At 62.4% G+C, this 23,059-nt stretch carries 25 protein-coding genes, 2 tRNA genes and 1 other RNA gene; 13 read left to right on the forward strand and 15 right to left on the reverse strand.

What is annotated here, in order from left to right; genetic code table 11:
• Positions 1–50 precede the first annotated feature (50 nt).
• Together ettA and PV760_RS06640 are read right to left on the reverse strand one after the other, a co-directional pair.
• Entirely contained in the window at positions 51–1,733 is a 1,683-nt protein-coding gene (gene ettA / locus PV760_RS06635) for an energy-dependent translational throttle protein EttA (RefSeq protein ID WP_018777845.1), read from the reverse strand.
• A gap of 56 nt (positions 1,734–1,789) precedes the next feature.
• On the reverse strand, positions 1,790–2,080 hold the full coding sequence (locus PV760_RS06640; protein WP_227453651.1) for a DUF6993 domain-containing protein: 291 nt from the start codon (positions 2,078–2,080) through the stop codon (positions 1,790–1,792).
• A 13-nt stretch (positions 2,081–2,093) separates the two neighbouring features.
• Here PV760_RS06640 and PV760_RS06645 point away from each other — a divergent pair, with 13 nt between their 5' ends.
• Both PV760_RS06645 and PV760_RS06650 read left to right on the forward strand, forming a co-directional pair.
• A complete protein-coding gene (locus PV760_RS06645) occupies positions 2,094–2,342 on the forward strand; it encodes a hypothetical protein (RefSeq protein WP_079582167.1) in 249 nt (82 codons plus the stop codon).
• 90 nt (positions 2,343–2,432) lie between these two features.
• The gene (locus PV760_RS06650) at positions 2,433–2,870 is read left to right on the forward strand and encodes an SRPBCC family protein (protein ID WP_079582166.1); all 438 of its coding nucleotides are present in this window, start codon (positions 2,433–2,435) and stop codon (positions 2,868–2,870) included.
• 56 nt (positions 2,871–2,926) lie between these two features.
• On the opposite strand, the gene PV760_RS06655 is transcribed toward PV760_RS06650, so the two are convergent.
• Positions 2,927–3,002: transfer RNA gene (locus PV760_RS06655), tRNA-Arg, on the reverse strand.
• Between the two features lie 219 nt (positions 3,003–3,221).
• Between PV760_RS06655 and PV760_RS06660 the strand changes: the two genes are divergently transcribed.
• Positions 3,222–3,776 (forward strand): single-stranded DNA-binding protein, encoded by a 555-nt coding sequence (locus tag PV760_RS06660; protein WP_079582150.1) that lies wholly within the window; start codon positions 3,222–3,224, stop codon positions 3,774–3,776.
• Positions 3,777–3,945: 169 nt separating this feature from the next.
• Complete coding sequence (locus PV760_RS06665; RefSeq protein ID WP_039241789.1) at positions 3,946–4,626, forward strand: DNA alkylation repair protein; 681 nt, start codon at positions 3,946–3,948, stop codon at positions 4,624–4,626.
• On the opposite strand, the gene mptB is transcribed toward PV760_RS06665, so the two are convergent.
• Complete coding sequence (mptB, locus tag PV760_RS06670; protein ID WP_018777851.1) at positions 4,619–6,175, reverse strand: polyprenol phosphomannose-dependent alpha 1,6 mannosyltransferase MptB; 1,557 nt, start codon at positions 6,173–6,175, stop codon at positions 4,619–4,621. The two genes, PV760_RS06665 and mptB, sit on opposite strands and share 8 nt — an antisense overlap.
• A 147-nt stretch (positions 6,176–6,322) precedes the next feature.
• Here mptB and orn point away from each other — a divergent pair, with 147 nt between their 5' ends.
• From orn to PV760_RS06690, 4 genes are all read left to right on the forward strand, one after another.
• Positions 6,323–6,958, forward strand: coding sequence for an oligoribonuclease (orn, locus tag PV760_RS06675; protein ID WP_354627383.1), 636 nt, complete (start codon positions 6,323–6,325; stop codon positions 6,956–6,958).
• A gap of 132 nt (positions 6,959–7,090) precedes the next feature.
• Positions 7,091–7,166: transfer RNA gene (locus PV760_RS06680), tRNA-His, on the forward strand.
• Positions 7,167–7,284: 118 nt separating this feature from the next.
• Complete coding sequence (def, locus tag PV760_RS06685; protein WP_354627384.1) at positions 7,285–7,857, forward strand: peptide deformylase; 573 nt, start codon at positions 7,285–7,287, stop codon at positions 7,855–7,857.
• 4 nt (positions 7,858–7,861) lie between these two features.
• Positions 7,862–8,674 (forward strand): acyltransferase domain-containing protein, encoded by an 813-nt coding sequence (locus tag PV760_RS06690; protein ID WP_018777854.1) that lies wholly within the window; start codon positions 7,862–7,864, stop codon positions 8,672–8,674.
• Here the strand turns inward: PV760_RS06690 and PV760_RS06695 are convergent.
• From PV760_RS06695 to rnpB, 4 genes are all read right to left on the reverse strand, one after another.
• On the reverse strand, positions 8,659–9,459 hold the full coding sequence (locus PV760_RS06695; protein ID WP_354627385.1) for an HNH endonuclease family protein: 801 nt from the start codon (positions 9,457–9,459) through the stop codon (positions 8,659–8,661). The genes PV760_RS06690 and PV760_RS06695 overlap by 16 nt on opposite strands.
• A 119-nt stretch (positions 9,460–9,578) precedes the next feature.
• Positions 9,579–9,788: a hypothetical protein gene (locus PV760_RS06700; protein ID WP_354627386.1), complete on the reverse strand. Its 210-nt coding sequence runs from the start codon at positions 9,786–9,788 to the stop codon at positions 9,579–9,581.
• A gap of 74 nt (positions 9,789–9,862) precedes the next feature.
• Positions 9,863–11,350, reverse strand: a complete 1,488-nt coding sequence (locus PV760_RS06705; protein WP_081623346.1) for a glyceraldehyde-3-phosphate dehydrogenase — start codon at positions 11,348–11,350, stop codon at positions 9,863–9,865.
• Between the two features lie 264 nt (positions 11,351–11,614).
• Positions 11,615–12,001: RNase P RNA component class A (rnpB, locus tag PV760_RS06710), an RNA gene on the reverse strand.
• Between the two features lie 57 nt (positions 12,002–12,058).
• Here rnpB and PV760_RS06715 point away from each other — a divergent pair.
• Positions 12,059–12,823, forward strand: coding sequence for a YaaA family protein (locus PV760_RS06715; RefSeq protein ID WP_193590633.1), 765 nt, complete (start codon positions 12,059–12,061; stop codon positions 12,821–12,823).
• 18 nt (positions 12,824–12,841) lie between these two features.
• Here the strand turns inward: PV760_RS06715 and PV760_RS06720 are convergent, their stop codons facing one another.
• Positions 12,842–13,579: a zinc ribbon domain-containing protein gene (locus tag PV760_RS06720; protein WP_018777859.1), complete on the reverse strand. Its 738-nt coding sequence runs from the start codon at positions 13,577–13,579 to the stop codon at positions 12,842–12,844.
• A 58-nt stretch (positions 13,580–13,637) separates the two neighbouring features.
• Positions 13,638–14,564: a Nif3-like dinuclear metal center hexameric protein gene (locus tag PV760_RS06725; RefSeq protein ID WP_064722268.1), complete on the reverse strand. Its 927-nt coding sequence runs from the start codon at positions 14,562–14,564 to the stop codon at positions 13,638–13,640.
• A gap of 124 nt (positions 14,565–14,688) precedes the next feature.
• On the opposite strand from PV760_RS06725, the gene msrA reads away from it, so the two are divergent.
• The 3 genes from msrA to epsC all read left to right on the forward strand — a co-directional run bounded on the left by msrA (position 14,689) and on the right by epsC (position 16,842).
• The gene (gene msrA / locus PV760_RS06730) at positions 14,689–15,213 is read left to right on the forward strand and encodes a peptide-methionine (S)-S-oxide reductase MsrA (RefSeq protein WP_018777861.1); all 525 of its coding nucleotides are present in this window, start codon (positions 14,689–14,691) and stop codon (positions 15,211–15,213) included.
• Between the two features lie 67 nt (positions 15,214–15,280).
• Complete coding sequence (gene cysK, locus PV760_RS06735; protein WP_018777862.1) at positions 15,281–16,216, forward strand: cysteine synthase A; 936 nt, start codon at positions 15,281–15,283, stop codon at positions 16,214–16,216.
• A gap of 41 nt (positions 16,217–16,257) precedes the next feature.
• Positions 16,258–16,842, forward strand: coding sequence for a serine O-acetyltransferase EpsC (gene epsC, locus PV760_RS06740; RefSeq protein ID WP_018777863.1), 585 nt, complete (start codon positions 16,258–16,260; stop codon positions 16,840–16,842).
• Here the strand turns inward: epsC and PV760_RS06745 are convergent.
• Entirely contained in the window at positions 16,839–17,678 is an 840-nt protein-coding gene (locus PV760_RS06745) for an oxidoreductase (RefSeq protein WP_354627387.1), read from the reverse strand. The genes epsC and PV760_RS06745 overlap by 4 nt on opposite strands.
• A gap of 125 nt (positions 17,679–17,803) precedes the next feature.
• Complete coding sequence (gnd, locus tag PV760_RS06750; protein ID WP_018777865.1) at positions 17,804–19,240, reverse strand: NADP-dependent phosphogluconate dehydrogenase; 1,437 nt, start codon at positions 19,238–19,240, stop codon at positions 17,804–17,806.
• A 252-nt stretch (positions 19,241–19,492) separates the two neighbouring features.
• Here gnd and PV760_RS06755 point away from each other — a divergent pair, with 252 nt between their 5' ends.
• A complete protein-coding gene (locus tag PV760_RS06755) occupies positions 19,493–20,221 on the forward strand; it encodes a FadR/GntR family transcriptional regulator (RefSeq protein WP_026267183.1) in 729 nt (242 codons plus the stop codon).
• Here the strand turns inward: PV760_RS06755 and PV760_RS06760 are convergent.
• Genes PV760_RS06760 through PV760_RS06770 form a run of 3 tightly spaced genes read right to left on the reverse strand, consistent with a single transcriptional unit; the run spans position 20,218 to position 22,990 of the window.
• On the reverse strand, positions 20,218–21,270 hold the full coding sequence (locus PV760_RS06760; RefSeq protein ID WP_354627388.1) for an L-idonate 5-dehydrogenase: 1,053 nt from the start codon (positions 21,268–21,270) through the stop codon (positions 20,218–20,220). The two genes, PV760_RS06755 and PV760_RS06760, sit on opposite strands and share 4 nt — an antisense overlap.
• Positions 21,270–22,040 carry an SDR family oxidoreductase gene (locus PV760_RS06765; protein ID WP_354627389.1) on the reverse strand — a complete coding sequence of 257 codons (771 nt, stop codon included), beginning with the start codon at positions 22,038–22,040 and terminating at the stop codon, positions 21,270–21,272. Before PV760_RS06765 ends, PV760_RS06760 begins: the two co-directional genes overlap by 1 nt.
• 35 nt (positions 22,041–22,075) lie before the next feature.
• Positions 22,076–22,990, reverse strand: a complete 915-nt coding sequence (locus PV760_RS06770) for an NAD(P)-dependent oxidoreductase (RefSeq protein WP_354627390.1) — start codon at positions 22,988–22,990, stop codon at positions 22,076–22,078.
• Positions 22,991–23,059 lie beyond the last annotated feature (69 nt).

Genomic DNA, 23,059 nt, shown 5'->3' on the forward strand with positions numbered 1-23,059 from the left:
CCTTCCTGTGTTCTGTACTGCCAGCTGTTCTGTACTGCCAGCGGCGGTGGTTAGTCGCGGGTCAGGCGGCGGTGCGTCACCCGGTGCGGCTTGGCGGCATCCGGGCCCAGGCGCTCCACCTTGTTCTCCTCGTAAGAGTCGAAGTTGCCCTCGAACCAGTACCACTTGGACGGGTTCTCATCATCACCTTCGTAGGCGAGGATGTGCGTTGCCACCCTGTCCAGGAACCAGCGGTCGTGCGAGACCACGACGGCGCAGCCCGGGAATTCGAGAAGCGCGTTTTCCAGGCTGCTGAGGGTTTCGACGTCGAGGTCGTTAGTGGGTTCGTCAAGGAGCAGGAGGTTGCCACCCTGCTTGAGCGTCAGTGCAAGATTGAGGCGGTTGCGCTCACCACCGGAGAGGACACCGGCCTTCTTCTGCTGGTCCGGGCCCTTGAAACCAAACGCCGAAACGTAGGCGCGTGAGGGCATTTCCACCTGGCCGACCTGGATGAAGTCGTGGCCTTCGGAGACTACTTCCCACAGTGACTTGTTGGGATCGATGCCGCCACGGGACTGGTCAACGTAGGAGATCTTCACGGACTCGCCGATCTTGAGCTCACCGCCGTCCAGGGGTTCCATGCCGACGATCGTCTTGAAGAGCGTGGACTTGCCCACACCGTTGGGACCGATCACGCCGACGATGCCGTTGCGCGGAAGGGAGAAGGAGAGGTCTTCGATCAGGACACGGTCGTCGAAGCCCTTCTTCAGGTCCTTGGCCTCGATGACCAAAGAGCCCAGGCGCGGTCCCGGCGGAATCTGGATCTCTTCGAAGTCCAGCTTGCGGGTCCGCTCGGCTTCTGCGGCCATTTCCTCGTAACGTGCAAGACGGGCCTTGGACTTGGTCTGGCGGCCCTTGGCGTTGGAGCGCACCCACTCAAGTTCTTCGCTAAGACGCTTGGAGAGCTTCGCGTCCTTCTTGCCCTGGACCTCGAGGCGGGCCTTTTTCTTCTCCAGGTAGGTGGAGTAGTTGCCCTCGTAGGGGTAAAGGTGGCCACGGTCCACTTCCGCGATCCATTCAGCCACGTGGTCCAGGAAGTACCGGTCGTGGGTGACGGCAAGTACTGCGCCGGGGTACTGGGAAAGGTGCTGCTCCAACCACAGCACACTCTCGGCGTCCAGGTGGTTGGTGGGCTCGTCAAGGAGCAGGAGGTCCGGCTTCTGCAACAGGAGCTTGCACAGTGCTACGCGGCGGCGCTCACCACCGGAAAGGACGGTGACGTCGGCGTCTGCAGGCGGGCAACGCAAGGCGTCCATGGCCTGCTCAAGCTGGGAATCGATATCCCAGGCGTCAGCAGCGTCAATGGCTTCCTGGAGCTTGCCCATTTCATCAAGCAGCGTGTCGTAGTCCGCGTCCGGGTTGGCCATCTCTTCCGAGATTTCGTTGAAGCGCTGGATCTTGCCGTAGATCTCGCCAACGCCTTCCTGGACGTTGCCCAGGACGGTCTTCTCCTCGTTCAGCGGCGGTTCCTGCAGGAGGATGCCCACGGTGTAACCGGGGCTCAGGCGGGCCTCGCCGTTGGAAGGGGTGTCCAAACCGGCCATGATCTTCAGGATGGTGGACTTGCCAGCACCGTTCGGGCCCACGACGCCGATCTTCGCGCCAGGGTAGAACGACATGCTGACGTCGTCCAGAATAAGTTTGTCGCCAACGGCCTTGCGAGCCTTGGTCATCGTGTAAATGAATTCCGCCATGCCCTTAAATCTAATGGGTAGGCGTACATAACTCACATTCGCTGCCTGAGGCCGGGCTAGCGGGCGTCTCCTACGAAGCATTTTCCGGTTGAGAGCACGGGCAACACCGTGACCACAACGCCGCCATCGCGTATCTGCCCCATAACGCAGGATTTCCCGGCCAGGGTGGCCGCTTCCATGGCGTCAACGTCAAGGCCGGTGGGTGTGCGGCTGACTGATACCTCGATATTCTCCTGGGGAATTCCTGCAGATACCAATGCGGCACGCAGCGCCTCCCTGTCCGGTTTGGGATTCCCGGCCACAAGGTTCTTAAGCGTGGACTCGACGGTTGATGTCGTTGCAGCCACAGCTGGATCTGCAGTGTTGGAAGGGGCCTCCGCGGCGCTGGCGGACGCGCTGGCTCCAGGGCTGACGGGCGAGCTTGCGCCACTGCTGGCGCCCGGAGCGGTGGACCCCACCGGGGTGGTTGGAGGCCCGGGTGTGGCCGTGCAGCCTGTAACCAGGACAAGAGCGGCGACCAGCATTGACCACCCCGCCAGACGGACCTTGGTGGTGGACGCCGGCGCCGGCCCGCGATACTTCGAAGTGCTTCCCCTGCTTATCACCTAGTCATTGTGCCATTCACAGGCGACCTCGACGGGCGTACCGTGTGCACCGGAAGGGTTCCCGACGGCGGGACGCGGAAATGGAGTGCACATTATGAGCGGACAAGCTTCAGAGGCCGTTGCGTCTGCCACGATCGACGCGCCGCTTGAAAAGGTCTGGGACGCCCTGACTGATCCGGCCCTCATCAGGCAGTACTTCCTGGGGACCAACGTCACTACGTCCTGGCGCGTGGGCGAGCCGATTACCTACGAAGGCGAGTACAACGGCAAGACCTACGAAGACAAAGGAACCATCCTGGTCTTCGACCCTCCTGTCAGGCTCAAGACTACGCACTTCAGTCCCGCCTCCGGACTTGCCGATATACCGGAAAACCACCACACCGTTGAGTACCTCCTGGCGGGAACACCGGATGGAACCACCGTGACCATCACCCAGGGGAACAACTCAAGCGAAGAAGAAGTGGCGTCTTCCACCGCCACCTGGCAACTGGTGCTGGGAAACCTCAAGGAGTTCCTGGAGTCCACCCCCTGAAAAGGAGTCCACCCCCTGAAAAAACACCCTCCCTGGAAGTATCCAAGGAGGGTGAATGGTGCCCCAGGAGGGAATCGAACCCCCGACCGGCGGATTAGAAGGCCGCTGCTCTATCCCCTGAGCTACTGGGGCGCACTGGCTCGATGACCACCCGGGCCGCTCGCGCCACAAAGAGTTTACATGCGATCGCTGGGTCACCCGCCATCTCCACGCTGGCTGCCTCCATTCCTCAACAACGGGCCTGGGCCCTAAGTTATTCACATAGCGCAGGACCGCACTCCCATCCGGAACGTCGCTGGACAAGGCTATAGATGCCGGACAGGCACTTCCCTACATCGTGAAGGACCACCAATGAATGACATGATCACCGTCAGGGGCTTTGTGGCCTCGGACGTGAAAAGTTCCACGACTACCCGTGGTACCGCTACTGCGTCGTTCCGCCTCGGAACCACTGAGCGCCGATACGACCGCGCGAGCAACACCTGGGTGGACGGCAACACCAACTGGTACACAGTGCAGTCGTTCCGTTACCTTGCCGGCCACGTGGGCTGCAGCATCAAGAAAGGCCAGCGGGTCTTGGTCGTCGGCAAGCTGCGGCTACGGCAATGGGAGCACGAGGGCCGCGTCTACCATGTGGCCGAGATCGATGCCGAATCTGTTGGCCACGACCTCATGTGGGGCTCTGCCAACTTCACCCGGATGAACGGAGCCTCGGCACCTGTAGATTCGGGCCCCTCCGTGGATGACTCCGGCAATCCCGCGAATCGCAGCGACTGGGAGGGCGAAGACGAGGAGCAGTCTCCCCCGGAGGAAGAAACTGTACCCGCAGGGCTTCACAGTACAGGTGGCGACAGTTCCCTGTTGGTCAACACAACAACCGGCGAACTGGTGGGTGCCGGCGCTTGAAATGTCCGCCCGGCATCCGGCCGTCCAGGCGGATGCCGGCCAAGTGCTCCGGACAAGGGCGGCCCCCGACTGTGCCGGTACCGGTCGTGGTGGTACTGGTTGTACTGGACCTGCGGGGTTGGTACCAAAGGTTCGCCCTTGCCGCCGCCAACGACCCTAAAGTTGGGGCATGTCCACTACTGAACTCGTTGAGTCCATTCGCTTAAAGCTGCGTTCCGAGGCCGACCCGGAGCGCGCACGTGGCGCACAGGCGTACATGAAGTCAGAAATGCCCTCATACGGCGTCACAGTGCCTGGGGTGCGCAGAATCGTAAAAGCGGCTGCCAAGGCATTCCCACCGACGTCACCGGAAGAATTGCGCAGTGCTGCCCTGACACTGTGGCGGGAGGCAGAGGCACGTGAGGAGCGCTACGCGGCCATTGACCTCACCGGTTTGCGGATGGTCAAGGAAGATCTGCTCATGCTGCCCGTGTACGAAGAAATCATCCGGACGGGTGCCTGGTGGGACCTCGTTGATGGCGTATCGCACCGGATCTGCGCCCTGCTGTTGGCCCATCGGGACACCATGACCCCGGTGCTGCTTCGGTGGGCCGAAGACGGAGACATGTGGATCCGCAGAGCAGCCATCACTTCCCAGCTCGGTGCGAAATCCGCTACTGACCGGGTCCTGCTGGCACAAGCCATCACGGCAAACCTGGCGGACAAAGAATTCTTCGTTCGCAAGGCCATCGGCTGGGCACTACGGGAGTTCAGCAAGACCGATGCGGACTGGGTCCGTGGATTCGTGCAGGAGAACGCGCAAGCCCTGAGCCCCTTGTCCGCCAGGGAGGCCACTAGGCTGCTCAAATGATGGGGCGCAGCCCCGGCTCGTCGCGCTTGCGGAACAGGCTCTTGGTCTTCGGGTCAACAAAGATCAGGTAGACGGCAAAGAGGAGCGCAATAATGGCCGCCGCATTCCTGGCCAGCGTGAGCGCCAGGCCCAGGTCTTCGCTTTGCAGGTAGGGGAAGACGTCCAATTGGTCGGAGATGGCGTAGACCATGAAGAACGACACGATAAAGTAGACGGCCTTGACCTGCCAGTCGTTGCGGATACCCGTAACGGCAAAGAGCGGTATCAACCACACCACGTACCAGGACTGGATCATGGGTGCCAGGATAACGATGGCTGCAAACGCCAGCGTGAGGCGACGCATCAAGCGGTCGTAGTCGCCGCGGAAGATCTGCCAGGCGACGGCTCCAACCATCAGGACCTTGCCGGCGTCGTAAACCCATTTCGCCATGCCCCAACCGTCCAGGCCGAAGACATTGAAAATCGAGGCCACAACCAAGCCGATCAGCCCCACTGGGGCGTACCAGATCCAGATGCTGCCAGGAGCGGAAAGACCGTTGATCCAGCCGAATCCGAAACCGTTGACCAGGCTCAGGGCGTACAGCAGCCCGAAGCTGATGCCCGCCGTCAGGAACCAGTACAGGAATTTCCGCGGCCAGGAGGCGCCCTTGCCGGCCCACAAGAGTCCAATAAACGGCAGGAAAACAATGGTTATCGGTTTGACCGAAATCGAGAGCGTGACCAGCACGATGCCAAGAATCACACGACGCGTAGCGCAGTAGTAGAGACCTGCCAGCGCGAGACCGATCATCAGGGCATCGTTGTGGACGCTGGCAATGAAGTTGGTCAGGAAGAGCGGATTCGCCGCTGTCAGCCACAGTGCCCGATGCGGATTTACACCGTGGAGTTCAGCCAGCTTGGGTACGTAGATGATGCAGAGCACGATGCCCACCAAAGCCACCATCCGGAAAAGCATGATGCTGGCTTCGGGCTGGACATTGGTCACCCACACCACGAACTGTTCGATCCACAAGAACAGCTGCCCATAAGGGACCGGCGCTTCCGTCCACATCTTGTCGGCACCCAGTTGGAAATAATTAGGGAGGGCCGAGATCCCGTTCTTGTACGGATTCATGCCTTCCACCATCAGACGCCCCTGGCCGATGTAGGCGTACACGTCCCTGCTGAAAAGCGGAACCGTGAACATCATGGGCAGTCCCCATGCCACAACGGCCTGGAGCGTGGCCTTGCGCGCTTCCAGCCCCCACACCCGGACCCGTTGGCCCAGACGCAGCCAGGCCCGGACCAGCAGCATTCCACCAATGGCGAGCAGAACGATGGAGAGAGCGACGCCCGCGCCTTCGGTACGCATCCAAATAAAAAGCGGCAGCCGCCTGAGTTCGGATACCGGAGCCAGCCAACCAACGCCCAAGGAACCGAACACCATGAACATCGAACCGATGAACCCGGCAATCAGCGGCGAACGTGCGTTATCTACCTCGCTGGCTGCAGCATCCGCCGTCGGCGCTGCTGTCCCTGCCTTCTGGGCGGCGGGTACGGGCACCGTCATGTAGTCGTCATCCAATCGTTCGCCCGGTAAATTCGGGACAAAAGTTCTGCGTCTTCGGGGCTTCCGCAGCAGGAAGAAACGACACTGCTGCGCTCAAAAATCGTACCATCGGAGCACTTGGAACCGGCTGAAGGATAGGCTAGGCGCGTGCCTATTACTAATGAACGCATCGTCTGGATCGACTGCGAAATGACCGGCCTGGACCTCAAGAACGACGCCCTGATCGAGGTTGCCGCCCTGGTGACGGATTCCGAGCTCAACATCCTTGGCGACGGCGTGGACGTCGTGATCAAGCCGGATGATGCCGCACTGGAACAAATGAATGACTTTGTGCGGGACATGCATACCCGCTCCAAGCTCCTTGATGAGCTCCCGCACGGAAAGACCATGGCTGAGGCCGAAGCCCAGGTTCTGGAGTACATCGAGAAGTGGGTCCCGGATCCCCGCAAGGCCCCCTTGGGTGGAAACTCCGTGGGAACGGACCGGATGTTCCTGGCCCGGGACATGCCGAACATTGTTGAGCACCTGCACTACCGCGTTATCGATGTCAGCACCATCAAGGAACTCTCCCGGCGTTGGTTCCCGCGCGCCTACTTCCAGTCGCCCGCAAAACACGGTGGGCACCGCGCGTTGGGTGACATCAAGGACTCCATCGACGAACTCCGCTACTACCGCGAGGCAGTGTTCGTCGCCGCTCCGGGGCCCGACACCGCAACGGCGCAGCGCATTTCCAAGGACATCATGGCCAGCGCCGAAAGCCTGGGATCCAGCAATCCGGTGTGATCTGCGCCATTTTTGAAGGTTTTTTTGCCAAAACCGGCAAAAGTGGACTTTGCACCCCAAAACAGCAGGTAAGCTATTTGTCGTTGCCTTCGAGGAAAGCCGGTCCAACGGACTAGCCCGAAAAGGCACATGGTGGGCTTAGCTCAGTTGGCAGAGCGCCTGGTTGTGGTCCAGGAGGTCGCGGGTTCAACCCCCGTAGCTCACCCCACCGAGATTGGCTGCAGAGCCGGTTTCCACAAAGGCCGCACCGGTAACCCGGTGCGGCCTTTGCTTTTAACCCGATCCGGTACGCCCCGGACCATAGCGATCACTAAGGAAGAACTGACATGACCGTCCTGCCAGTCACTATCTGGGGCGAACCTGTTTTGCACCGCCGGGCCAGCGAAGTCGAAATTTTCGACGACGAACTGCGCACCCTGATCGCTGACATGTTCGAGACGAACGACGCCGCCAACGGTGTGGGCCTCGCCGCCCCTCAGGTCGGCGTTGGCAAACGCATTTTCGTCTACAAGTACGAGAACAACGACGACGTCCCGCCCCAAGGCGTGGTAGTGAACCCGGTCCTTACGCTCTCCAAAGTTTCCGGTGCCCTTCCGGATCCTGACGAGGACGTTGAAGGCTGCTTGTCCTTCCCTGGCGAGTACTACCCTTTGCAACGTGCTGATTGGACCCGGGTCCAGGGTTTTGATGGCGACGGCAACCCCGTGGAATTTGAAGCGACCGGTTGGTTCGCCCGGATTCTTCAACATGAATACGATCACTTGGACGGCAAGCTCTACGTCAACCGCCTGGTGGACCGCTATGCCAGGAAAGCGATGAAGCAGGCCAAGAAGAACGGTTGGGGCAAGCCCGGCCTGACCTGGATGCCCGGCGTCGATCCCGATCCCTTCGGACACTAGGCCCATGGACACCAGCACGCACGCCGAGCTGTTCAAACTCCTGGACATCAGCGCCGAGGACGCTCCGGAGTGCGCCCGTCTGTTGGCCACTCCCCCGGCCGCGGACGTCGTCCGCGCGTTGGACGCCTTGCAGGGCAGGCTGGGAGCTTTTCCGCTGCACAGCATCACGGCAGAGGGTGCATCGGAAGCGACCTGGATAGAAGCACTGCTTCGCTTCGCCCCGTCGGTCCACGACTATCATGCCGGCCTGGGAATCGGCGTGGACGTCTCCGCTGCGTCCCTGGCAGACGTCGGACTGCAAATGCGGATCAACCGCCGGGTCCATGGGCGTTTCGGGCTCGACACCTGGTCCTGGCTGACGCTGCACATGGCCGGCAATCTTTTCAGGCTCGGCAGGCTGCAGTTCCATCTGGTGCCTGATGAGGGTTACGCCTCGGGCTGGGTGCTGGGTGTGCATATCCCCGAAGACGGCGGGCTCTCCCCCGCTTTGGTGGACGAGAGTTTCGCAGAGGCCCGGGATTTCTTCGCACGCCATTTTCCTGACAAGCCGGTGGCAGTGGCCACCTGTGACTCGTGGATGCTCGATCCCTATCTGGCAAAGCGGCTGCCAGAGAGCAACATCGCCTCATTTGCCCGCCGCTTTACCGTGGACCGCTGCACGGACGCAGCTACGGATGCCGTGTACTTCACCTTCCGGCAGCGCGGCATGCACGACCTGGAGAAGCTCCCGCGGGAAACCTCACTTCAGCGCGTAGTTCTGGAGAGAATCGACGACGGCGGCACTTGGCAACTCGGGCATGGTCACCTGGCGTTGTAGATCGTCTGCTGATCCGGGCAGGAAGATAGAACGCTCTTCATGGCGTCTTTCTCCGCTTGGGTGACCCACAACCGGTAGGCCGTCTTCACCGAGATCTGCCGGGCAACGTAGTGGCAGCGGAAGTTCTTGTTGGCCGGCAGCCACGTCGCGGCATCGCCGGCGCCTTTCTTGACGTTTGCCGGACCATCCGCCGCAATCAAATTCAGCGGGTCGTTGGCGAGGGTCTGCCTCTGCTGGATGGTCAGCTGCTGGGCGCCTTTTTGCCACGCGTCGGCCAGCGCCACCACATGGTCGATTTGCACGGCGGAGCTGGTTTCCTGGCCCCTTGTGAAGGATATTTGCCTTCCCGTGTAAGGCTCGTTCAACGTCCCGGAGGCCACCTTGCAGGAGGAGCCGTCCATGAACTTGACTGCACTCAGGTCGCGCCGGAGGATGTCGTTGCGGGTATCGCAACCGTTCCGGTCCGCATCGGCCCACGCCTGTCCAAAGGCGGCCCTGTCATAGTCCGTTTTCGGCGCCCGCCCTTTGACCGGCAACTGGTCCAGGGCCTCCGAGGCCTTTTCGGATACGACCGCCGCCGCGCCGCGCACAGGCTTCATCCATTCGGGGTTGTAAACCGGGGCTTCGCTGGGGCCGGACTGCGGAGGTTGAGCTGCTTCAAACTGGCCCACGGTGAAGAACCAGGACAGCCCGGCGACAATGGTAGCGGCAGCCAGTGCCAGAACCGCCCACGCTTGACGGGAACGGCGGCGGGCGCGTTTATAGGCGGACCAGGTGATGCTCAAGGGACTCCATCCAACGGGGCAGGCAGTGTCTTACGAGCGTAGGACACGGCCCCGACAGTCAGAGTCGGTATCCACAATGTGTAGGAGAAGTCACACTACACAGAGGGTGAAAGAGCAGGTTATTGCTCGCGCGCCACGCGTTGGAGGTCCTCGGCGGCAAGAGCCAGCAGGCCCCGCAGTTGTTCCACGCGCTCGTCGGTGACGTCCCCGGCAGCATTGGCCGCAACAGCTTGGTCCAGAAGCTTCTGGGCTTGCTTATGGTTGGCCTTGGCGACGTCCAGGGCGTGCTCCAGCGTGGTCTCATGTTCCATCGTTGATTCGTTTTCCATGAGACCCATTCTGGTCAGGTTTCCCGGCCGTTTCCAGTGACCCGGCCGGGAAACCCGTGTTAACTGCTGTCGACCTAGGCGCCGGCCGTTTCGAGTACGGCAATGGGAGCGATGACATCCCGGGCCGGGAACGACGGCGGGTTCACGCCGGCCATTTCTTCCATCACACGGACAACCTGGCAGGAGTAGCCGAACTCGTTGTCGTACCAGACGTACAGCACGAGGTTCTTGTCGTTGGAGATCGTGGCGAGGCCATCGACGATGCCGGCCCGACGGGAGCCGACGAAGTCCGTCGAGACTACATCGGGAGAATCGATGTAATCGATCTGCTTGCGGAGATCGGAATGCAGAGACATTTCACGCAAGAAGTCGTTGACCTCGTCGCGCGTGGTGCCCTTCTCCAGGTTGAGGTTCAGGATGGCCATGGAGACGTCCGGGGTGGGTACACGGATGGCGTTGCCTGTCAGCTTTCCCTGCAGTTCGGGAAGGGCCTTGGCCACTGCCTTGGCGGCACCGGTCTCCGTGATCACCATGTTCAGCGCAGCGGAGCGTCCGCGGCGGTCACCCTTGTGGAAGTTGTCGATCAGGTTCTGGTCGTTGGTGAACGAGTGAACCGTCTCGACGTGGCCGTGAATGATGCCGAACTTGTCGTTGATGGCCTTCAGCACGGGAGTGATGGCGTTCGTGGTGCAGGATGCGGCGGTGACGATCTTGTCGTCGTCACTGATGTCGCGGTGGTTGATGCCGTGAACAATATTCTTGAGGTCACCCTTGCCCGGCGCCGTCAGCAGGACGCGGGCAACGCCCTTGCTCTGCAGGTGCTGGGAGAGGCCATCGGCGTCGCGCCAGCGTCCGGTGTTGTCGACCACCAGGGCGTCCTTGATTCCGTACTCGGTGTAATCAACAGTTGCGGGGTTGTCCGAGTAGATGACCTGTACCTGGACGCCGTTGGCGGTGATGGTGTTGGCTTCCTCATCCACGCGGATGGTGCCTTCGAAGGAACCGTGAACGGAGTCGCGACGCAGCAGGCTCGCGCGCTTCACGAGGTCGTTGTCGGCGCCCTTGCGGACCACGATGGCGCGCAAGCGCAGGCCGTGGCCGCCACCGGCCTTTTCGATCAGGATGCGGGCCAGCAGACGGCCGATACGCCCGAAACCGTAAAGAACGACGTCGGTGCTGGTGCGGTCGTCAGCGCCGCGCTTGCCAACGATCTCGGCGAGCTCGGAGCGCAAGTACTCGTCCAGGGAGGCGCCATTGCCTTCTGCCCGGTACTTTTCCGTCAAACGTGCAATATCAATGGCTGCTGCGCCGAGCTCCAGCTCGGAAAGGGCGTTCAGCAGGGGTGCCGTCTCCTCGAGCAGGAGCTCGTGGTTGCTCATCCGGCGTGCAAAGCGGTGGGCCTTGAGGATGTTCATGGTGGACTTGTTGATCAAGCTCCGGCCGTGGATGCTGGTGACCACGTTGTTTTCCCGGTACAACCGGCCGATCACCGGAATCATGGCCTCGGCGAGAGCCTCCCGGCCCATCCACTTATCAAGACAAGAATCTGACGTCTGGCTCACAGAACTACCTTCCTTGGGTCAACCACATACGTCCTCGTATGCGGATGGCGGCGGCCGCCCGGAGTAGTCCTGCGGCACATGCGCCGGCGGGCTTCGGTCCACCCACAGCGCCTTGAACGAGAGCAAAGAAAATCCGCCGGCTGCGAACGCAGTCCCGGCGGCAGAACATCTACGTTCAGTAACCATTCTAGGCGGGAAGGCCGGGGCATGGTCGTCCCGGAGGCGTGAAATCACTCACACGCCCGTCATTCAGGGAGTCATAAATGGATGGGTTGACCGATACGCCGGGTTCTGTCATCCCCTTCCGTTACCGGAAAGGGAGAGGCGGCCATCCATCTACGAACGCCGTTGCCGACGCCCTCCAGCAGCCTACCCGGACACTCGGGCGAGCAGCCCTCGAACGTGTCCTGTCTGGCCTTGCTCCGGGTGGGGTTTACCTAGCCTCCCCGGTCACCCAGGGAGCTGGTGGTCTCTTACACCACCGTTTCACCCTTACCTGCTGCCCCGGTGCAATACCGGGACGCAGGCGGTCTGTTCTCTGTGGCACTGGCCTGCGGGTTACCCCGAGTGGGCGTTACCCACCACCCTGCTCTGTGGAGCCCGGACGTTCCTCGAGCCACTTTCGTGACGCGCGGCCGCCTGGTCAACCCATCCGCCGTACAGTCTACCGGCGTCCAGGACGGCCCAAGTCACCGGTAATATCGACTGGTGCTGATTCTCCTGCCGCCCTCAGAAGGCAAAACCCCCGCCCTCAAAGGACCTGCCATCGAATGGGAGTCGCTGAGCTTCCCGGAACTGAACCCGTACCGGGCCAAGGTCCTTGAAGCTCTGGGGACAGTGAGCGCGCACGAGGACGCCCTGGCGTTACTGGGCGTCGGCGCCTCGCTGCGGGACGACGTCGAACGTAATACCCGGCTGCACGCCGAACCCGCGGCTCCCGCGCACCAGGTCTATTCGGGAGTCCTGTACGACGCCCTCGGCTTCAAGACCATGACGCCGGCCCAGCGCCGCAAGGCGACGGAGTCCATCCTGGTTGTTTCCGCTTTGTGGGGAGCCATTGGCTTTGGTGACCACGTGCCCGCCTACCGTCTGTCGATGGGAACCGCACTGCCCGACGTCGGACGCCTCGCCTCCTATTGGAAGCCGCAGCTGAACGCCGCCCTCGCCCAGCGGGTCGACGGCGAACTGCTGGTGGACTGCCGCTCCAGCACCTACGCCGCAGCGTGGGCTCCCCCGGCCGCACAGACGGTGAACGTCAATGTGTTCAACGAGGCGAACGGCAAGCGCACCGTGGTGAGCCACTTCGCCAAGCACACCAGGGGTGAGTTGGCACGGCATCTGCTGACCAGGCGCGGCAAGGCTCCGGAAACTCCGGATCAGCTCCTGAAGGCCGCCAGCGAAATCCGGACCGCCGAACTGGTTGAGGGCACCGCCCGGAAGCCACACGCCCTGAACATCATTCTGTCCAACTAAGGCCGTGCCCGGGTCAGGTCAGTTCCACTCCGCTGAACGGACCAGGATGACGCCGGAGTCCGGGCAGAAAACGATGTCGTCCTCCGCTGCGGCTTTGACCTCGGCAAGGTCACCTGGGCTGAGCATCATCCCCGAGCCTTCGGACTTTCCGTGGAACAGCCGGGCAGCACCGACTCCACGCTTGGCGATGGTCTTTTCGTACACCGCGAGCATCCCCGGGTCCAGCGCCTCGGCGAATACAGCCCGTTGCCCGCGAACCACTGTCTCCTCGGCCGCGATCTCCGCGATCGCTTCGTCCAGTTCAGAGCGGATGCTGCCGAACGAACCCTGGATGTCGTCAACAATGGCTTGCTGGGCAGCCTGGCGTTCACGCAGGGTGTCCAGGCGCTCCAGGATCTCAAGCTCAACGTCTTCAAGGTCCGAACGGCGCTTGTTCAGCGAGGCGATGTCGTTCTGCAGCGCCACCAGGTCCTTGGACAACCCGGTTCCGCTGTTCAGCCGGGTTTCATCGCGCTCGATGCGGGACGCAACCTGTTCGACGTCGGCTTCCGCGCGGCGCAGTTCGGCTTCGGCGTCATGGACAGCGATTTTGGCCGCCCCGAGTTCACCGTTGGCCACACTGAGGGCGTCCGTCAGGTCAGTAATGCGGGGATCGTTTTCCAGCACCTTCCGGCGGCCCGCCAACGACTTGAGCTTGGCATCCAGCCCCTGCAGTTCAAGCAATTTCAATTGTTCTGCCGGTGCTGCTTTCGCCACGCTTACCTCCGCTTGTCGCCGCCGGTCCTGGAGATCAGGTCCGGCCCTTTCCTAGACTCTAGTCGCCGCCGGGAGTCAGTATGAAGTCCCAAGGGTCACTGTTGGTACTGCTGACGCGGATATCGACGTCGTAGCCCTGGTCAGCGAGCACGTTGCCCAACGCTTCTGCGGCGGCTGGAAGCCACAGCCATTCACTCGCAAAGTGCGATACGTCAATCAGGTACGGCCGCCCGTTGGTGGCCCCCTCACGCGCTTCGGAGGCCGGATGATGCCGCATGTCCGCTGTGACGTACACATCGGCATGGTTGGCCCGGACGGCGTCGAACAAACTGTCCCCGGCGCCGCCGCAGACGGCAACACGCCGCACCAGGCCGTCTTTGTCGCCGGCAACGCGGACCCCGCCCGCCACGGCGGGCAGCATTTCAAAGACACGGGCCGCAAAGTCGCCCAGGGTTTCAAGCTCCGGAAGATCGCCCACCCTGCCGATTCCTTCTTCCGGCAATCCGTTGGATGCCTGGGTCAGGGGCGCCACGTTCTCCAGACCGAAGGCATCTGCCAGGACGTCCGACACCCCGCCAACGGCTGAGTCACCATTCGTGTGCACGGTAAGCAGGCCAGTGCCCGCTTCGATCAATCGGTGGACAGCGAGGCCCTTGGCCGACGTTGCGGCAACGGAGTTCACCCCTTTGAGCAACAGGGGGTGATGGGTAATAAGGAGCCCGGCACCCCATTCGATGGCTTCATCGATAACGGCCAGGGTGGGATCCACGGCAAAGAGGACTTTCGTCACCGGGACCGTGGGGCGCCCGACAACCAGGCCGACTTCGTCCCAATCCTCGGCGAGGGACTCGGGCCAGAGTTCTTCAACAGCCAACAACACCTGGCCGAGGGTAGGTTCGCCGCTGGCCCCAACTGTTTCTTCGTGTTCTGTTTCGTCATCTTCGACGGAATCCGCATCAGAAATGCCAGTGTTCACTGCTTCCATATCCCTATTCTTCACTACCGGGCCGGTTCAGGCAGTCCCGGTCACTTGTGCAGCTGCCCGGTGCCGTAATTCTCCCGTAAGGTGAAGCGGGAATCATCAGGCCATCCCAACCATTGAAGAGAACATGAAAACTTTCGTACTTGGCGGCGGCTGCTTCTGGTGCCTGGATGCCGTTTACCAGAAAACCCGCGGGGTCAGCTCGGTTGTCTCCGGCTACACCGGCGGCCACGTCCGCAATCCCGATTACTACGAAGTGTGCTCCGGGACCACTGGTCACGCGGAGGTGGTTGCGGTGACATTCGATGAAACTGTTGTTCCGGAAGAAGTCATCCTGGACATGTTCTTCGCCCTGCACGACCCCACCACCCTGAACCGGCAGGGCTACGACGTCGGGACCCAGTACCGGTCCTCGATGTTCTACACCACCACCGAGGAGAAGGTCTTGTTCGAGGAAGCCATCGAACGCGCCCAGGCCTTGTGGTCCGACCCGATTGTGACTGAAGTGGTGCCGCTCCCGGACTTCTACGAGGCCGAGGAAGTCCACCAGAATTACTATGCAAAGTTTCCGTACCAGGGATACTGCCAGGTGATCATTAACCCCAAGCTGGCAAAGGCCAGGAAATATTACTCTGCATGGCTTACTGCTTAGCAGGGTTTCGATCCGGCTGGTTAGGCTGACCTCAGCAATCCCTCTTCAGAGATAGGCGTAAATTTTCATGGCAAGGATCTACGACGACGTTACTCAGCTGGTCGGCCGCACCCCGCTGGTTCGATTGAACCGGCTCACCGAGGGCCTTGACGCCCAGGTTGCCGTCAAGCTTGAGTTCTACAACCCCGCCAACAGCGTCAAGGACCGCATTGGTGTAGCCATCATTGACGCCGCCGAAAAGTCCGGTGCCTTGAAGCCGGGCGGAACGATCGTCGAGGGTACCTCAGGCAACACGGGCATTGCCCTCGCACTCGTGGGCGCGGCACGCGGCTACAAGGTCATCCTGACCATGCCCGAAACCATGTCCACCGAACGCCGTGTCATGCTGCGCGCTTACGGTGCCGAAATCGTCCTGACCCCGGGTTCCGAAGGCATGCGTGGGGCCGTCGAGAAGGCCCAGGAGATCGTCGCCAACACGGAGAACTCCATCTGGGCCCAGCAGTTCGCCAACGAGGCCAACCCGGCGATCCACCGCGCCACCACGGCCGAGGAAGTCTGGAACGACACCGACGGCGAAGTTGACATCTTCGTAGCAGGCGTGGGAACCGGTGGCACGATCACCGGCGTGGGCCAGGTCCTCAAGGAACGCAAGCCCGGAGTCCAGATTGTTGCCGTCGAACCCAAGGATTCGGCCATCCTCAACGGTGGCGCTCCCGGTCCCCACAAGATCCAGGGAATCGGCGCCAACTTCGTGCCCGAGATCCTGGACACCAACGTCTACGACGAAGTCCTTGACGCCACCCTTGAGGACTCCGTGCGGGTTGCCCGGGACCTCGGTGCCCGCGAAGGCATCCTCGGCGGCATCTCCTCCGGTGCCATCGTGTGGGCCGCGCTCGAACTCGCAAAGCGTCCGGAGAATGCCGGCAAGCTGATCGTGGCCGTCGTCTGTGACTTCGGGGAGCGTTACATCTCCACCGTGCTGTTCGATGACATCCGCGGCTAACACAACGCCTGCACACCTTCATTTCCTGTAGAAAGGTCTTTGTGAGCTTCTTCGCAAGACTTAAGGAAGACCTCGACGCCGCCCGGTCCCACGACCCGGCGGCGCGAGGTTCTTTTGAGAACTTTTTCGCATACTCCGGATTGCATGCCATCTGGGCGCACCGCCTGACCCACAAGCTCTGGCAAAACCCGGCGCTCCGTTTTCCGGCGCGCCTGATTTCGCAGCTCGCGAGGTTCCTGACGGGCATCGAGATCCACCCCGGGGCCACGATTGGCCGCAGGTTCTTTATCGACCACGGCATGGGCGTCGTCATCGGTGAGACATCGGAAATCGGCGATGACGTGATGATCTACCACGGTGTCACGCTCGGCGGCCGCTCCCTGGCCAAGGTCAAGCGCCACCCCACCATCGGTGACAGGGTGACCATTGGTGCCGGCGCGAAAGTATTGGGCCCCATCACCATCGGAGCAGACAGTGCTGTTGGTGCGAATGCCGTAGTAGTGAAGGACGCTCCACCGGAGTCGATCATCACTGGAATTCCGGCGACCTGGCGGCACCGGGACGCCAGGTCCGAGACGAAGCCTGCAGTAGATCCGGCCGAGTACTACATCGAATACCGCATCTAGCCGGCCAGTCCTTTGTAGAAGTTCAGGAACACGGCGTCGAACGCCCTGTCCGGAAGAATCCTTCGCATTGCCAGAACGCTCCAGGCCCCCCGCCCTACCGGGTAGCGGGTCCTGGGGCGTTTTGCCTTTGCTGCCCGGACGATGGCTTTTGCCACCACCGTTGCCGGAGTGGAAAGCACGTGGCCGTCACCCGAGGTGGATGCCAGCGCTGCGGCAACAATATGCGCTTGATCGGCGTACGGGCCATCGCCTGACGTGGCCAGCAGCCCCTCGCCGGCGATGGTGCCCCATTCGGTGTCGGTCCCTGACGGTTCGATGATGACGACGTCGATGCCGTGCGGCTTCAGTTCCAGGCGCAGCGAGTCGCTCATCCCCTCCACGGCAAACTTGGTGCCGTGGTACCAAGCGCCCAGGGGCTCGTAGATCTTTCCCCCGATGGATGTGACATTGATGATCCTGCCTTTCCCTGCCGCCCGCATCTGCGGAAGAACCAGCTGGGTCATCCTTGCAAGGCCCAGGACATTGACGTCGAATTGCCGCCTCCCCTCGGCCAGGGGGACCTCTTCAAGGGAGCCGTAGGAACCATAGCCTGCGTTGTTGACCAGCACGTCCACGCGTCCGTGGGCGGCTTCCACTTGCGCGACCGCTGACATCATCGATTCCTCGGAGGTCACGTCGAGCGACAGTACGGTTATCCCGTGGTCCTTCAGGGGCTCCATCATGTCGACGCGACGCGCACCTGAGTAGACAGTGAAGCCCGCCCCTGCCAGGGCAAGGGCCGTCGCGAATCCGATACCCGTGGAGGCGCCTGTAACAAGTGCGATGCTGGCTGGCATTGTCTTTCCCCTTGCTGGTGGCCCAGCACCTGAACGGGAGCTCCGTTACGGCAAAGGCCGGCTCCTTCCAGCGTAATAGGAAGGAACCGGCCTTTGCGCGGTGGTGTTACTGACCCACGTGGCTGCTAGTGGGTGTCGACAGCCGAGATCTCGGACTTGTCTTCGCCCCACAGGGTGTGGAACGTGCCCTCGGTGTCTACTCGGCCGTAGGTGTGTGCTCCGAAGAGGTCGCGCTGTCCCTGGATCAGGGCGGCGGCGACCCGCTTGCGGCGGAGGCCGTCGTAGTAAGCCAGGGAGGAGGAGAACACCGGTACCGGAATGCCCAGCTGCACGGCCGTGGCCACAACGCGGCGCCAGGCCGGGAGTGCCTCTGCGATGGCCTTCGTGAAGGCCGGTGCAAACAGCAGGTTCGCGGGCTTCTCATCGGCAGCGTAGGCCTTGGTGATGTCCTTGAGCAGCTCTGCACGGATGATGCAGCCTGCACGCCACAGGGAAGCGATCTCGTCCAGCTTGAGGTCCCAGCCGTATTCCTTGGCTGCGGAGGTCAGCATGTCCAGGCCCTGTGCGTAGGACACGAGCTTGGAGGCGTAGAGTGCCTGGCGGACGTCCTCGACGAACGTCTCCGGGATTTCCACGGAAGCCTCTTCACCGGCGAGCAGCTCCTGGCCGAGCTTGCGCTGCTCGGTCTGGGAGGACAGCGCGCGGGCAAACACGGACTCTGCAATGCCGGAGACCGGTGAGCCGAGTTCAAGGGCGGAGATGACCGTCCAACGGCCGGTGCCCTTCTGGCCGGCAGCGTCAACGACGACATCAACGAACGGCTTGCCGGTCTTGGCATCGACGTGGCCGAGAACCTCAGCGGAGATTTCGATCAGGAACGAGGACAGATCGCCCTTGTTCCACTCAGCGAAGATCTTGGACTGTTCGGCGGGCTCAATGCCTGCACCGGAGCGGAGAAGGTCGAATGCTTCGCCGATGACCTGCATGTCGGCGTATTCGATGCCGTTGTGGACCATCTTGACGAAGTGGCCGGCGCCATCGGTGCCGATCCAAGCACAGCAGGGTTCGCCGTCGACCTTGGCGGAAATCTTTTCCAGGAGCGGGCCGAGCGCGTCGTAGGACTCACGGGAGCCGCCGGGCATGATGGAGGGGCCGTTCAGCGCGCCTTCTTCACCACCGGAGACACCGACACCGACGAAGTGAAGGTCCTTCTTGGCCAGCGCTGCTTCGCGGCGGCGGGTGTCCTCGTAGTGCGAGTTGCCGGCGTCGATGATGATGTCGCCGGCCTCGAGCAGCGGTTCCAGCTGCTCGATGACGTTGTCGACGGGGGCGCCTGCCTTGACCATGATGAGGACGCGGCGGGGCTTTTCGAGGGAGTCGACGAGTTCCTGCAGCGTTTCCGTGCGGATGAAGTCGCCTTCCGTGCCGTGCTTTTCCAGCAGGGCGTCAGTCTTTTCCACGGAGCGGTTGTGGAGAGCCACGGTGAAGCCGTTGCGTGCGAGGTTGCGGGCCAGGTTGGCGCCCATCACCGCAAGGCCGGTGACACCGATGTGTGCTGACATCAAAACTCCAATTCGTTCGTGTGCAAACAGTCCCGACGTGGCCATGGGGGCACGCGGGAAGCGATTTCAAAACCAGGGGCTGTAATAAACCATACGTATATAAACCTTGGGCGGGAAAGCGGCGCCCACGTTGTGGAAGCTGCCGCGTCATAAACAGTCTATGATGCCCGGCGGCTGCTGATGCGGCGCGGAATGCGTTCCCGGCACGGATACCGGCATCCCCGGTCGCCCCGCGCCACTATGCTTACCTCTATGTCAACCAGCCTTCACCACCGCGCCGTTGAGCATTTGGGGACCCGGATTGTGGGTGGCGCCCTTCCCACGGGACACGTGATGTTGGCTGAGCATTTGGAAGACGAACTCAACGTCTCCCGTTCCGTGGTGCGTGAAGCCGTGCGTGTCCTCCAATCACTCGGGCTTGTGGAAACGATCAAGCGGGTGGGCATCCGTGTCCTTCCTGCCCATCGCTGGAATCCCTTCGATCCCCTGGTCATCCGGTGGCGTCTCGCGGGCGAAGGCCGCGGCGCGCAATTGCGGTCGTTGGCCGAGCTGCGCTCCGCCGTCGAGCCCGTAGCCGCCGAACTCGCCGCCGGCAACGCACCCGAGAGCCTGCGGCAGGAACTGGTGGGCATTTCCCTCGCCATGAAGGAAGCGGGAGACGCCGGGGACATGGCAAGATTCCTTGACCTCGACATCCGCTTCCACGCCCTGGTGTTGTCCGGATCGGGCAACGAGATGTTCGCCAACCTCATTGGCCAGGTCACCGAAACCCTCACGGGCCGGACCGTCCACGGCCTCATGCCCGAGCATCCCCAGAAGGAAGCCCTCCAATGGCACATGGACGTGGCCCACGCCATCGACGCCGGCGACGGTGCGGTGGCCCGCGACGCCGCTGCCAGGATCATGCGCCAGACGATCGCGGAGCTGGCACCCAGCTGGGACGACCAGCCCCGCGTCTTCGTCCCTGTGGCCAGGAATTAGCCGTTCCGGAAGTTCAGCAAAACCTTGCCGGACTCGGCCGAATTCTTCGCCACTTCGAAAGCCTCCAGGCCGTGGGCGAGATCGAATTCGTGCGTCACAACGGGGTCGGCAAACAGGGATCCGTCAGCCAGGGCCGCGATGACGTCGTCGATCTCGTCGTTGAAGCGGAATGAGCCCAGGAGCTCCAGCTCGCGGGTTATGGCGAGGGAAATGAACACCGGTTGGGGTCCCGACGGCAAAAGACCCACCATCACCACCTTGCCGCCACGGGTGGCACCCTTGATGGCCGAGGCCAATCCGTAGTGGCTCCCTGAGGATTCAATGACGACGTCGGCGTCCACCGCCGCGATGGCGTCCGCGTCATCACCCTTGAGGACGGCGTCGGCACCGACAGACCGGGCGATCTCCAACGGCTTGTCATGCATGTCGACGGCGACAATCCGGGCAGCGCCGGCGCGCTTCAGCACGGCCACCGCCAGGGCTCCGATCGGACCGCTGCCGATCACGAGTGCCGTTTTCCCCCGAACGTCGCCGGCGCGGGAGACCGCATGCCATGCGACGCTGGCCGGTTCCACAAGCGCCGCCGTGCGAAGGTCCAGATTTTCCGGCAAGGGACGGAGCATCCTGGCGGGCAGATTGGCGTAGCGGCTGAAGGCGCCGTCGGTGTGCGGATAGCGTGCCGCACTTCCAAGGTAGGTGCACCCCGGCGAGAGGTTTGGCCGGTCCTCGGGGTACCGGACGTCGCCGGGTGCCGGGGTGGCAGGGTGGACAGCCACAGGCGTGCCCGCTGCAGGACCCGTACCATCGGCTGCCTGCTGGAGGACAACACCAACGATCTCGTGGCCGAGGACCATCGGTTCTTTGAGAATGGACTCGCCCGCGGCGCCGTGCAGCCAGTAATGGAGGTCCGAACCACAGATCCCGCCATAGGCAATCTCCACGATGGACTCGTTGGGTTGCGGTGCTGCCAGGGGGATGTCCTCGATGCGAAGATCGCCTTTGCCATGGGCTACAACTGCCGGACCGGATGCAGGGAGGATGATGCTCATCAGACCACCACCGTCATTCCGCCGTCGACGAAAATCGTCTGGCCGTTCACGAAGTTCGATGCCTGCGATGCGAGCCATACCGTGGGGCCGGCAAGGTCCGCAGTGGTTCCCCACCTGTTGGCCGGGGTGCGGCCCAGGATCCAGGAGTTGAAGTCGGCGTCATCGACCAGGTTCTGCGTCATTTCGGTGTGGATGTAGCCTGGGGCGATTCCGTTGATCTGCAAGCCGGATGCGGCCCACTCGGCGGTCATGGCCCGGGTGAGGTTGCGCAAGCCGCCCTTCGCGGCGACGTACGGCGCGATCGTGGGACGGGCCAGGTCCGTCTGGACAGAACAGATGTTGATGATTTTGCCTTGGCCCCTGGGGATCATGTGCCGGGCGGCTTCCCGGCCCACAAGGAAAGCGCTGGTGAGGTCCGTGGTGATGACCCGGTCCCAGTCCTTGACATCAAGGTCCAGCATGGGCACCCGGTGCTGGATGCCGGCGTTGTTCACCAGGATGTCCAGAGGCCCAACGTTTTGCTCCACCCAGGCGACGCCTTCAGCGGCAGAGTCGGCGTCCGTCACGTCGAAGGCCCGGCTGTGGACTCTCCCTTCCGGATACTCTGCGGCCATCGCCAGGTGTGATGCTTCAAGCCGTTCAGTGTTGATGCCGTTCAGCACAACCGTGGCGCCGGCATCGGCGAGGCCGCGGGCAAGGGCGTTGCCTATCCCCCGGCTTGAACCAGTGACCAAGGCAACCCGCCCGGTCAGATCGAAAAGTGCACTCATGGTTTGTTCGTCATTCCTTCTTCAGTTGCGACGGTTCAGTTGCTGTTGGACGTGATGGGGACAGGCGTCCGGCCCAGGTTTGCGATGGCCTGCCGGACGACGGCGAGGTCCTGGTCGCCGAGCCCTTGGCGTTTGAGTTCGGCGTACAGGTCATGTGCCGCCGAAGCGATCGGCGTGGCGGAGCCGGCTGCCGCAGCGCTGGCGAGCACGAACCCGAGGTCTTTGTGCATGAATTTTGCCGGTCCAGTTGGCGTGTAGTCCTTGGCTGCCAAGCGCGGACCGACGTTGTCCAGCACCCGGCTTCCCGCCAGTCCTCCGGACAGCACCTCGAAAAGAGCCCCTACATCCATCCCGGAGCGTTCGGCGAGTTCCGCAGCTTCGGCGAGGGCCGCCGTCGTGGTTCCGACAATCAGTTGGTTGCACGCCTTGGCGAGCGACCCCGACCCCAGCGGTCCCATCCGACGCACGGTGGTGCCCATGGCCTGGAAAAGCGGCCCAAGCTGCTCGAAGGGTCCTTCATCGGCCCCCACCATGATGGCAAGGGTTCCGCTTTGTGCACCGGCAGTTCCGCCGCTCACCGGCGCGTCCACTACGACGGCATTGCCGCCGCTTGCCTGGTGCACCAGTTCGCCGAACCGCTGGACACCCGCTGGGGAGACACTGCTCATGACGACGACGGCGGTCCCCGGGCGCGGCGCCGAACTCCCCCAGGATTCGAGCAGCTCCGCTGCCGCTTCTTCGATGAACGGAAGGTCGGGAAGCATGAAAATGATGGCGTCCTCGTCACGCAACGCGGCCACGCTGGCGGCCCGGTTGATGCCGGGGAGAGCTTCGAACGCGGCGTCGGAGCGGTTCCAGGCGGTGACGTTCCATCCGGCGCCGGCCAGGTTGGAGGCCATCGGCGCGCCCATCAGACCCAGCCCGACAAAACCCACGCGTTTGGTGGTCATGGCAGGTAACACCTCACTTCGTCGTGGTCATTTACGTAAATTCTGTTCAATATCCTAGCCGCCATTCAG

Origin of the sequence: Paenarthrobacter sp. CC6, assembly GCF_040560085.1 — a bacterium.
Classification (GTDB): Bacteria; Actinomycetota; Actinomycetes; order Actinomycetales; family Micrococcaceae; genus Arthrobacter; species Arthrobacter nicotinovorans.